Origin of the sequence: Mucilaginibacter sabulilitoris (assembly GCF_034262375.1) — a bacterium.
Lineage (GTDB): Bacteria > Bacteroidota > Bacteroidia > Sphingobacteriales > Sphingobacteriaceae > Mucilaginibacter > Mucilaginibacter sabulilitoris.
Genome location: NZ_CP139558.1, coordinates 5,733,635 through 5,745,849, shown reverse-complemented (window position 1 = coordinate 5,745,849; position 12,215 = coordinate 5,733,635). Strand labels below are relative to the sequence as shown.

Annotated in this window: 8 protein-coding genes; 6 read left to right on the top strand and 2 right to left on the bottom strand. The window is 43.4% G+C overall.

Annotated features, from left to right (window positions below; all coding sequences use genetic code 11):
- Positions 1 to 8 precede the first annotated feature (8 nt).
- The 4 genes from SNE25_RS24390 to SNE25_RS24375 all read left to right on the top strand — a co-directional run bounded on the left by SNE25_RS24390 (position 9) and on the right by SNE25_RS24375 (position 9,293).
- Entirely contained in the window at positions 9 to 5,315 is a 5,307-nt protein-coding gene (locus tag SNE25_RS24390) for a DUF6443 domain-containing protein (RefSeq protein ID WP_321561633.1), read from the top strand.
- A complete protein-coding gene (locus SNE25_RS24385) occupies positions 5,296 to 5,634 on the top strand; it encodes a DUF7674 family protein (protein ID WP_321561632.1) in 339 nt (112 codons plus the stop codon). The genes SNE25_RS24390 and SNE25_RS24385 overlap by 20 nt, the downstream gene beginning before the upstream one ends.
- Positions 5,635 to 6,087: 453 nt before the next feature.
- On the top strand, positions 6,088 to 6,903 hold the full coding sequence (locus SNE25_RS24380; protein WP_321561631.1) for a hypothetical protein: 816 nt from the start codon (positions 6,088 to 6,090) through the stop codon (positions 6,901 to 6,903).
- 1,226 nt (positions 6,904 to 8,129) lie between these two features.
- Positions 8,130 to 9,293: an ATP-binding protein gene (locus tag SNE25_RS24375; RefSeq protein ID WP_321561630.1), complete on the top strand. Its 1,164-nt coding sequence runs from the start codon at positions 8,130 to 8,132 to the stop codon at positions 9,291 to 9,293.
- Between the two features lie 535 nt (positions 9,294 to 9,828).
- Here the strand turns inward: SNE25_RS24375 and SNE25_RS24370 are convergent.
- Both SNE25_RS24370 and SNE25_RS24365 read right to left on the bottom strand, forming a co-directional pair.
- Positions 9,829 to 10,632, bottom strand: coding sequence for an AraC family transcriptional regulator (locus SNE25_RS24370; protein WP_321561629.1), 804 nt, complete (start codon positions 10,630 to 10,632; stop codon positions 9,829 to 9,831).
- Positions 10,629 to 10,781 (bottom strand): hypothetical protein, encoded by a 153-nt coding sequence (locus SNE25_RS24365; protein ID WP_407667055.1) that lies wholly within the window; start codon positions 10,779 to 10,781, stop codon positions 10,629 to 10,631. Before SNE25_RS24365 ends, SNE25_RS24370 begins: the two co-directional genes overlap by 4 nt.
- A gap of 387 nt (positions 10,782 to 11,168) precedes the next feature.
- Between SNE25_RS24365 and SNE25_RS24355 the strand changes: the two genes are divergently transcribed.
- Positions 11,169 to 11,402, top strand: coding sequence for a hypothetical protein (locus SNE25_RS24355; protein ID WP_321561626.1), 234 nt, complete (start codon positions 11,169 to 11,171; stop codon positions 11,400 to 11,402).
- Between the two features lie 10 nt (positions 11,403 to 11,412).
- Positions 11,413 to 11,859 carry a DUF4304 domain-containing protein gene (locus SNE25_RS24350; RefSeq protein WP_321561625.1) on the top strand — a complete coding sequence of 149 codons (447 nt, stop codon included), beginning with the start codon at positions 11,413 to 11,415 and terminating at the stop codon, positions 11,857 to 11,859.
- Positions 11,860 to 12,215 lie beyond the last annotated feature (356 nt).

The window sequence follows — 12,215 nt, the reverse complement described above, 5'->3', positions numbered from 1 at the left end:
TCACCAATATGAGACTTTTTAGAATAAGTTCCCGTAAGATTTTGCGGAATGATATCCAGATATACAAGTCAGTTTCCGCTCAAATTAGTCTTCGCGTGCTGATTTTATCAATAGTGCTGCTTGCCGGTTTCATGAAAACAGCTTTAGCCCAAATGACTATTTCTGGTCCTACATGTGCTGCGGCAGGGCAAACTTATACCTACAGCGTGAGCAGCAGCTACACCTCCGGTAATCCCACCCAATGGGAGATTATTGGAGGTCTAATAGCGGGCACCAGTAGCAGCAGTCAGAACGGAACAGGCCTTTCCTCGGTTTCAGTTATCTGGAATTCAGGATCGGGCAGTGTGAATGTTCACGTCTATAGTTCTGGTAATTACAGCGCCTCGCTAAATGTAAGTGCTACAGCGATACTTTCGCCAGGAGTTATTAACGGCAATAGCGCGCAGACCGTTTATAAAACCACGCCGGGTACCATCAGTTGCAGCGCTGCATCCAACGGTGGATGCCCGCCGATCACCTATAGCTATCAATGGCAGCAGAGCACTGATCAGTCTACCTGGACCAATGTTCCAGGCGCGACGGGGCAGAATTTGAGTTTTTCAGGAGCATTATCAGCGAACACTTATTATTACCGCAGGTATGTGTTAACCAATGCGCAACAAAGCGGCTATTCCGGAATTGCGGTGGTCAATGTCCTGGCGGCGCTGAATGGCGGAAATGCCAGTCCCGCGAGTCAGAGCGTGCTTACCGGAGCGGCACCGGCGGTCTTAAGTTGCTCGATGGCATCAGGCGGGAACTGTAATGGTTCTTATGGATATCAATGGGTAAATTCGAGTAACGGTTCCACATTCTACCCAATATCCGGCGCGACCGGAAGTTCTTATACGCCACCTGCGCTCACACAAACGATGTATTATCAACGGATGGTTACCTGCGGAGGTGAATCAGTTTATTCCACAACTGCCACCGTCAATGTTTATCCGCACCTGGCGCCAGGCACGATCAGTTCTGCCGGGAGCAATGTCAATTATGGAGAAAGTCCGGGTACGATCAGCACAACCTCAGCCACAGGAGGAACCTGCGGAGGTAATTATACCTACCGCTGGCAGGTCAGCACAGACGGCAATGTCAGCTTTACTGATATCAGCGGGGCGACCGGTCAAAGCTATACGCCCGGAAACCTGACGGCGACAACTGGCTACCGCTGTAAAATCAGCTGCGAGACAGAAACGGTTTATACTGGTAATTATACCGCAACAGTTTACCCTCAGCTCATGCCCGGGAGCATCACGACCACTCCCCAGACGATTAACTACGGGGCTGATGCGGCAACGCTGGCAAGCGTGGGTACAGCATCGGGGGGAGACGGCGCATATGATTACGTTTGGCAAAGCTCCCCGGATAATGCTACCTGGACTAATATCATTACGGCGACGGGGCTTACCTACAAACCGACACAGCTATTGTCGACAACCTACTTTCGCAGATCAGTAAACAGCAATGACGCGATCGTTTATACCAATTCAGTCAAGATCACCGTTTATCCCCAGCTGCTGGCCGGAACGATAAGCCCGGCCTCCCAGTCGATCAATTACAGCACAGCTGCAGCCCCGATCGCCAGTTCAGCGTCTGGTTCAGGGGGTAATGGCACCATTACTTATCTTTGGCAGATCTCTGATGATGGCAGTTCCTGGACTGATATCTCACCTGCGGTAACCTCTAACGGATATGCACCAGGAACGCTTTATGCAACAACGTATTTTCGAAGGGTCGCCATCAGTAATGGCGCAAGAGCTTACACTGCAGCTGCGATCGTTACCGTGATCAACAACCAGCCGATGGCTATCACCCCAAGTAGCAATATGAATTATATTGTAAATAGCACCCTACGGACGGAGGTAGATGATGTCACCGGAATAACCCAGCTTTCGGGTATGAATGTCGGAAGCGTTGATGTTAATATACAATACTTTGACGGCCTGGGCCGTCCGATACAATCGGTTGATGTCAAAGGGTCCAAGATGTATAAGGATGTAGTACAGCCGATCGAATATGACGAGTTTGGCAGAGAAGTGAAAAAATATTTGCCCTATGCCTTAAAAACGGGAACGAGCAATGGCAGTTATAAAACGGATGCGCTGTCTTCAGGACTGGGTCAGCCGAATTTTTACTCCACTCCGATATCCGGTATACCCAATATTCCAAATCCTTACGCCCAAACGGTTTATGAATCGTCCCCGCTGAACCGGGTACTGGAACAAGGCGCACCGGGAGCGGCCTGGCAACCGCTGAATGCGGGTATCTCCACTTCGGGGCATACCGTAAAACAAGTATACGCGACGAATAATGAAATAGCATTTTCGGGGGCTGATACCGTAACGAGCAGGATTGTGCCTTTATATATGGCGACAGCCAATCCGAACGGAAGCCGGACGCTTACACGTGGAAATGCGACTGATTTGAACTATAAAACGGGTGAGCTTTACGTAACCGTGAGCAAAGATGAGAACTGGACTAATGGCAGAGGGGGAACAACTGAAGAATACAAGGATAAAGAAGGGCATGTGGTACTTAAACGAACATTTAACTATACAGGAGCACCTTTAACTTTGCAAATGCTGTCAACATATTATGTATACGACGATTCGGGGAATTTGGCATATGTGCTGACACCGGGATCAAATGCCGACGTCGTAACGCCTACAGGAGCGATATTGAATAATTTGTGCTACTGGTACCGCTATGATGAGCGGAACCGGCTGACGCAGAAAAAGATCCCAGGTAAAGGATGGGAGTTTACGGTGTACAATCAGTTGGATCAACCTGTATTGACCCAGGATAGTACCCAAAGGCTGGCTAACCAATGGACAGTGAATAAATATGATGCATTTGGACGAGTAGTCATCACTGGTCTCTGGAACGCAGGCTCCGTGAGAACTTTAGCCAATTTACAGGCCAGCATTTATGGAGGAACACAGGCGGATGTTCGCGACAATACAATCACCACCGGTATCACTCCAGGATATCACCCGACCAGCTATCCGACGCTGAGCAAAACATTGCAGATCAATTACTATGACGATTACCTATTTCCGGCCAAACCTTTTAACCCTGCAGTTACCGGCACGCTGACCAATCCAACCGGATTGCTGACGGCAAGCCGTACAATGGTACTGAACACCGTCAATAATTCGGCGCCGGATATGATGTGGGCGGTACATTATTATGATGACAAAGGCAGGCAAAGACAAACGACGGAGCGCCATTACCTGGGCGGTATACTGAGTGCCTCAAATTATGACGTGGAAACTGTGAGGTATAACTTCAACAATCAGATTACCAGGACACAGCGGAGGCATTTTACCTCATCAAGCGCTACCGTGCCATTTGTAACTGTGAATGATCAATACATCTATGACCACATGGGCAGGAAGATCAAGACCTGGAAGCAGATTACCAATGGCGATCAGGCGGCTGACACCCGTACATTGATCTCCCAACTTGATTATAATGAGGTCGGCCAGTTGTGGAAAAAGCACCTGCATAGTACCGACAGCGTCAACTTCCGGCAAGATATCACCTATGCGTACAATGAACGTGGCTGGCTGAGGACGAGCAGCGCACCGCTTTTTGCCGAAGAACTGCGTTACAATACCGGGGTTACCAAATTTTATAACGGCAATATTGCTTACCAGTTCTGGGGCGTGCCAGGAAACCTGGATAAACATTATACTTATTTGTACGACCAGTTGAACCGATTGACGCTTGGCAACAGTACTATTAGCAGCGGGACATTAGCAAACAACGAGAACAGTATTACCTATGATAATATGGGCAGTATTACGGCGATGAAACGTTTTGCAGGAGCGGTGCTGATCGACCAGCTGACGTATACCTATGGTACAAATAGCATCCGGCTTGCAAGTGTAAATGACGCGACGACAAATGATCTTGGGTTAAAACAGGGGACAACAACCTACGCTTATGACGGAAATGGTAACCTGACCCAGGACAGCGGCAAGGGAATCACCGGTATTTCGTATAATCTTTTGAACCTGCCGCAGACGATCACGGGCAAGAATACAACCTATACCTATGATGCTACAGGACAGAAGCTGAGGCGGGTGCTTGGGACAGATATAACCGACTATATTAATGGCATCCAGTATGACAACAGCAGCGGGAGCACGGCCATCGCTTTTATCCAAACGGAGGAAGGACGGGCATTGCCTAAAGACGCCAGCACGTATAACTACGAATACACTTTAACGGACCACCTGGGTAACAGCAGGGTAAGTTTTGACAGTTTCGGGGCAACAGCTACAGCCAAACAGACGGATGACTATTATCCCTTCGGCATGGATATTAAATCGGCTACGATACCAAGCTTAAAAAATAATTATCTTTATAATAAGAAGGAATTGCAGGAAAACCTGGGATGGTACGATTACGGCGCCAGATTCTATGACCCGGTTATAGCAAGGTGGACAAGCATAGATCCGTTGGCGGAAGCATATAGAAAGTCAACTCCCTATAATTATGCGGCTAATAGCCCAGTTAAAAACATCGACCCCAATGGTATGGCATATGCTTCAACGATTATTAATCCGGGCGGCACTGTTATAGATCATACTGATGACGATGATCATGGAGTTTATATGGATTTTGGAGATGGGACTAAGGCATTGGTTGGCTATGAAGATCCAGATAAAAAATATAAAAAAGGAGATCAATATACCTTTTATGATCCTACAAAAGCAAAAAATTACGGTGGGCAATATTTAATTCCAGCATCTGCCTATAATTACAATCAAGGCGATATGCCCGATAAACAGTCCCAAGATTTAGAATTTATATTAAATGGAACAGATGGGGGTGATGAAGGGGTAATAAATAGATGGTGGCAGATATTGGTGAGAGATATAAATGCTCCTGGAAATCAGTCGAATGTACAAGAGTGCGACGATGTCGCTACTGTTCTTTTAGGAATATTAGGTGTTGCATCGCCGGGTAAATTAATCGGAACTACTCGCTCAAATTTGTTAAATTCAGCACAAAATTCTAAATTGCGCCGTCTTATTGAATATACTTATAGAGAAGGTGCACAGGTTGGAGATGGTAGTACAATGGCAGCGTATCGACTTGAGCAAGCATCCGGTGTCGCTGTTGGTGGGCGCAACCACACGCAAAAAATTTTTGAATTAAGAACTGCTTTAACTAAAGTATGGAGAAACAGAGCTAATCTGTCAGCTGCTGATAGACAAATTGTAAAATCTATGTTAATTCAAGTACAACATGCAATTTCAGGTCAATAGAGATGAATATTATCCAAGACTGATCAACCGTTTAAGATCATTTGTCCCTGGATTTCAGACCATATTCGACGAAGAGGATGGAGTATATCTCATCTTAGCAGACTTTTATCAATATATGATGTCAAATATTGATAATAAGCACATCATTCATAGTTGCGTAGATTTTATTAACGAAGCAATGAAGCTTGGAAAAGAAAAAACAAAGGATGCTATTGTGATAGAAATTTTTCAGCCCCTTTATTCCGACAGCGATGTCGCCAAAAAAGTTCAACCATATCTTTCGAAAATAGCATTAGCGGTATTTAATAGTGACCGGTAACTTATATCTTGATTATCTTGACAACGGTCCTCTTAGAAAGGCTAAATATCGGCCGATATAGGATAACTGTAGAATCGATTATATATGCCGACATAGTCTGTGAATAAAACTTTGCAGATAAACAGCAACCCATATACTCGTAGTTCATATTCAAGACGTAATATCTTCATATGATTTAGGTAAAACCTCTGCGGAGCAAGTGCAACGAGGTTTTTTTATTATATTATAAAGCTGTAAGAAGTTTATTTTGTAATAAAAGCAGGTTGAAATCAAAGCATCAAGTAATATCCGGAGCCCCTTCACAATGTTTGCCAGTGGTCTGTTTATGGTACCGATGAAGTTGCTCTTTGAATAACCGGTCTTCGTACAGCACCATCGTAGATCAAAGAAGCCATCGTGCCAGTATGTTCGTTCGTTTATCAACTTATGATAAGTAGCAACATAGTATAAATTATGTTGAGAATAAAGAATGGTACTCGAATTAAGTTGGTTGTTAGGTGGACCAGTGTGGATCCGCTGGCGGAAAAATATCCCAGATGGTCACCCTATATTTATGCACTTAACAATCCCATTCGATTTACCGACCCAGACGGAATGGGCCCCAAAGATCATATTTTTAATTTAAAGGGTGAATTAGTTCAAATAACACCAAAAGGACACAATATTTTAGTAAGAACGAATGAAGGTCAACTAGTGAACATTGCAGATCTCCCCTTTAGCGGTAATAATGAACAGTTAATCGCTAACATAGCCGGCTATTATGGAAGTAAAATAGGAATACCCCGAGGGGTAGTTGGGGTAAAACCGAGGGGTAGAAATAAGGATGGCTTGGCATTTACCACCGGAGCTAATATCTATTTAAATAATACATCAGGAAATATTGATCGCGATTTAGGAAATTATGATAATTTGATCAATGCATTATATCACGAAAAACTCCATAGGGATCGAAAACAAGGTTTTTTAGGAGCTACCAACATCGAGCATGCTGAAGTTTATGCAGATGAAATAGCTGATAAAAGTTTTAGAAAAACTACTGAGAGCTTCAAGAGTGGCGTATTAGGAAGTTTTATTAGTTATTTAGAAGATGCGTATGAAAAAGATTATGTTCAGAGTGAAGATATCGAGAAGTTGGTTATCAGGGCAAATCAATCATTAATTGCTAACAAAAGCGACATGGTAATAGGAATAGATCCGAATGCCCCAACGGGCCATATTAAACTTGTAATTATAGATACCAATGATAAAGCAAAGAGTAATAAAAAGTAATAAATACAGTTGTCTGTCGATTTTTTTTGCACTTTTAACATTTGCATGCAATAATCAACGAAACAAAGAGAAACTCCTGTATTCTGATGGCAAACTTTGGCAAGTAGAGGCGGGTACCAAAAATGGAAGGGATTCCACATTTTATAGTTTCAGCAAGGACGGGAAATGGTTAGTTTATAAGCGGCACAAGGGATCTAAAACCTTTGAAAAGGCAAGTTTTGGAGACATTCAGTTAATCGAATCGTGGAAATTTGTTAATGATAGTATTATAAATGTTGGAGGGATGAAGTACAAAATTATTACTTTAAACGACAGTTGTTTCAAGTATTCGAATTTGGAGAACAATATTATTATAAAGATGTATTATAGGGGAGATAAGCTATAAATGCCCTGGGAGCGCAAGAACTCCGTTTCCGAATTATACCCATCTTTATAGTTCGTCAGCTGTTCAAACATTAGCAGAGCCGGCAGACATAGGTGTAAGGAACTCGGCAAAAGTAAATCCTTTGCCCAATCTACCAATAGTCGGAGAACGGTGGATGGATACAAACGCTTTTTTTAAAGTCGAAAATGGACTCACCAATATTGGACTTGGTGGTACTTTGGCAAGCAGATGCTTCAAAGGACACGAAATAAGGGAGGTCACCTTTCTGGTCCGTAATTCGTATAGTCTGTGAAGCAACAGGGGCTTAAAATCATTGGCGTTTCAAATATAGGGGGTAATTGTTTAATGTAGCGGGCTGAAGCTGTGGAATCCGTTTCATTGGCAAACTCAGGTATAGTTTTTATCGCTAAATGGTAAGACATTAGGTTTTTAGACAAGGGACTTGTATCTTTGAATTAAGGATTTGCTGCGGTCAAAAGAAAAGTGTACGATTCATGTAGTATGATTTATGTTTGTAGTGTAAATTGTTAATTATCAATTTGATATAAGGTTGGGTTCGAATCCCTCCCTCACCGCTGAAAAGAATAACAAAACACAACAAAAGCCTGTAAATCATATGATTACAGGCTTTTTTGTTTTCCCAAATAGCCAAAGTATGCATTAAATCGCATAAAAAAGTGTGCGATTCGTGCGTGTTAGTTTAATAAGACAAAAAACACGCACGAAAAGTGCCTTAAAATTAATATCCGTCAAATTAAGTCATGATTTATCCGGTAAAATATTTACCTAGTAAATCCAAACTTAAAGTTTGGATTTACTAGGTAAATATGTAATTTAGGCTATGATTAAAAGAAATCTGGAAGTGTTACTGGTGCATAAACTTAAAAAGTCTCCTGCTGTCGCCATATTAGGTCCTCGTCAGGTAGGAAAGACTACACTTGCTAAACACCTGAACACTGATGAGCAACGCAGTGTGTACCTTGATATGGAAAACCCCATTGATCAAAATAAACTACAAGATGCATTCAGTTATCTAACTTCACACGAGAACGACAGAGTCATCATAGATGAGATCCAGCTGATGCCTGCCTTGTTCAGCATCTTAAGGCCTTTGATCGATGCGAAACGCACACCAGGCAGGTTTATTCTGCTCGGTTCAGCCTCTCCCTCACTCGTAAAAGGCGTATCAGAGACGTTAGCGGGCCGCATTGCCTATACAGAGTTAACACCCATCGGAATCACCGAGGTTAGCAGTGTGTTGGATTACAGGATGAACTGGTTTAGGGGCGGTTTTCCGGAAGCTTTTTTGGCCGAAAATAACGGTTATGCCATTGAATGGCTCAATGATTTTATAAGAAGCTATGTAGAACGCGACCTCGCCCTATTGTTCGGCGTTGCGCTTTCTCCTGTTCTTCTGCGTAATTTTTGGAGTATGCTGGCGCATTCGAACGGGAATCTGCTCAATACAGAGGTGTTTGCAAGATCGCTCGGTGTGAGTGCCACCACGGTGACCAGGTACCTTGATTTTTTGGAAGGGGGCTATATGGTGAGGCGTTTACAGCCTTGGTTTGTCAATGCAAAGAAACGATTAATAAAGTCTCCCAAAACGTATATACGGGATACAGGAATACTTCACCGGTTACTCAATATAGCAAACCAGGAAGATCTTTTCGGTCATCCTGGCGTGGGCGGCTCCTGGGAGGGTTATGTTGTGGAACAAATATTTCAGGCCAAGCCGGATCACCTTGATCTTTTTTTTTACCGGACCCAGGCCGGTGCTGAATGCGATTTACTGCTTGTCGAGGGCGTTCGCCCACGGGCATGCATCGAGATCAAGTTATCAAATGCACCTGTCGTATCCAAAGGCTTTCTAAACTGCATAGCAGATCTGGAGCCTGAATCCAGCTTTATTATTACGCCGCAAAGCGAAACCTATATTAGCACCCAGGATGTTGTTATCATCAGCATCTCCAGTTTTATAGAAACAAGACTGAACTCGTTTTAATAACCCTGCACAGCATTATGTATCAAACTGGCTGGACTAAAAGCTAATCCCTGTGTATTGTCCGGAACATCTTACTGATATCGAAGATTCCGGTAAAGATATTTCCTGACCGCCTTGGATTACGCACATATTTATTTCGGTATGAAAGACTTCAGTGATGGGGGGCGAACCCCGGCTGATGCCCGATGGTAAACGTCCTACTGAGATCAAACCGGCAGCACCTGCATCTTCCACCATATACATCGGTTCTCATAGCGCAAATCAATGATGCCATTTCCAATCTATATCGTGCTGGTTCTTGCTCCAATAGCTGAAAGCCATGAGCACGGTCATGCCAGTTAGCGTGTACAATGATGAACCGGGAAATCAGCGCAAACCTATTTCCTTCGGCAACAGTCAGAGCAATAGACTCTAGTAAGGTATTGCCTGGTATAGGATTTGATAACTGGATGGTCAGACCAATGTCCGGATGAAACCTGCTTTTTTCATCCATGAAAGGTAAGCATCTACAATATCGTATGATCCTTGTTTTAACTCAAGCGGTCGGCGCTTTGCCAAATTTTTTCTTGAAGGAATACGAAAAATGTGACAGGCTTTCAAAACCCAGGTCCAGGTAAATGGCCGAAGGTTTCTGATGCTTGTGCTCGATCAGATGTTTGGCTTCGTTGAGGCGCTTGTCTTGCAGCCACCGTCGTGGCGGTGCGTTGAAAGTCTTCTGGAAGTCGCGTTTGAAACCGGCGAGGCTGCGGCCGGTGAGTTGAGCGAATTTTTCGACCGGTACATTGAAATGGTAGTTGCCGACCATGAAACGCTCCAGGTCGATCTTATGGGGTTCGGAGAAATCAAACAAAAAATTGCGTAGGACAGGCAGGGTATGCAGCAGCAGTTTGACCGCTTCTTTAACCTTTAGAGTGCCCATTTCTTCATTAAGGGTCCCGGCTGCGCCCCGGGCATAGGGCATAATGGATTGAAAAAATCCTTGCAGGAAGGTATTGGAAGGGATTTGGATATTAGGGCGGCCGGTGTATTTGCTGTCTGCTGTGATTTTTTCTTCCAGTGCGATCTTGCGCAACAGGTCTTCCTGCAGGGAGATGACGATGCTTTCGTAATCCTGTCCGGGCAACGGCGTTTTCGTTAGCGTGCCCAGCTGGTTCTTACCGATCAGCAGCATTTCGCTGGCTTTGATGGAAATGCTTTGGCCGGAGGTCTCCAGGTTGAATTGGCCGGAGACCATCATGACCATCGCATGGTTCGCCCAAAAGCAGACCTTGTCTTTCCGCTCGGTAGAGAGGTAAGCGTAGAAGATCACACCGGGTAGTATTTCTGCTGGGTTGGTCATTGGCGTTGTAAATAGGTGCTGCCCAAAATCGCGCCTGCTGCAAAAGTATCATTTAAAAGTTTCATTTCTCCGGCACTGAAGCTGATATCCATTGCGGCGATGTTTTCCGGCAATCTGGACCTTTTGCTCATGCTCACCAATGGCATGATATGCGCACCCCGGGCATTGACCCAGGCGATCGCTAATTGGGCCGGCGTCCTTTCCTTTAGGCTCCTAATTCTAAATTGGAGTCTATGTATTGAGCGTCTTCAAACGCGGGAAAAGATCCAATTAGTGCAGCATATGGCGGCAAATAAAAGATTGGGCAAGTTCATGGGCCGGTTTCCAATCAGGTATCTGAAAAATGAGACAGGCTTAAAGTTAGCTAAAGGAACTGCTATTGGGGCAACAATAGTTTTGAATGGAGGATTGGGAGCAGGAGAGGTTGAAGGTAATTTCTTGATCAATGGAGTTGTAAGAAAAGCCCATTTTGTTGAGGGGCATGCTGAAAACATCGCCGCAAAACATAGAAGCACCTTGCTAATAGAGCAGGTCAAATGATGCATAAAGTATATGGATTGGGAGAAGATGGAGCAAGAGAATTCAGATTACCAAGTAGTAAGCGCATAGATTTTTTAGATATAAAAAATAACATAATTTACGAAGTTAAGCCCAATAACGCACGAGCTATAAGAGCTGGGTTGAAACAATTAGACATTTATATGAAAGAACTGCAAACAATGGAGCGTTTCCAAGGTATTAGCTGGAACACCGTTTTAGAAACATATTAAAAAATAAATCATGAATAGTAAAGAATTTAAAATTGCTTTTGATAATATAGCCAACGAATATTCTTTTGAAAAGGCATTTCATGGTTGGTTTAAAGAAAGCCGTGACTGTATTGCAGTACTCGACTTGCAAAAATCCAATTTTGGAGTCTATTATGAGTTAAACATAAAAATCTTTATACAAGGAATGTTTGGTAATAGCTATTCTAAAAACAAAGATTTAGTAAAAAAAGAAATAGGCGATATTTTCTTGAGGCAGCCAAATGACTTTAGAGATGTTTTAGACCTCGAAGTACCAATGGAAGACAAACTGCGGAAAGAGAAATTAGGACAATTATTTAATGAATTTATAATGCCGCTAGTAGAAAAGGCATTAACGATTCACGGAATTAAAGAACTGGCAAATAAAGGACAAATTTTTCTACTTCCGGCAGTTAAACAACGATTAAATTTTGATTGACTGGGTATGAATATCATGTTCTTAGGCTACACGAAGTAGCATTGCTGTTAATATATTTGCCTAACATCCGGGAAAACAGTTTATACCAAGAGAACAATTTCCAATTCAAAACCTCCATGTTAAACCTTAATATTAGGTTTTAAACCTCACTTGCAACAATTCGTATTTATAAGAATGGGAAAAAGCAACTGGTAAAAAATGGCCAAAGGAACCAGGAGATCCTAATAAGAACCAAGTCGCTCACCACATAAAGCCATTAGCGGATGGTGGAGAAGATGGCTATCCAAATATTGAGCCTAAGCCAGCTGCAGATCACAGAACATGGAATCAAATGTTAGGAGACTTTGCCCGTTGGG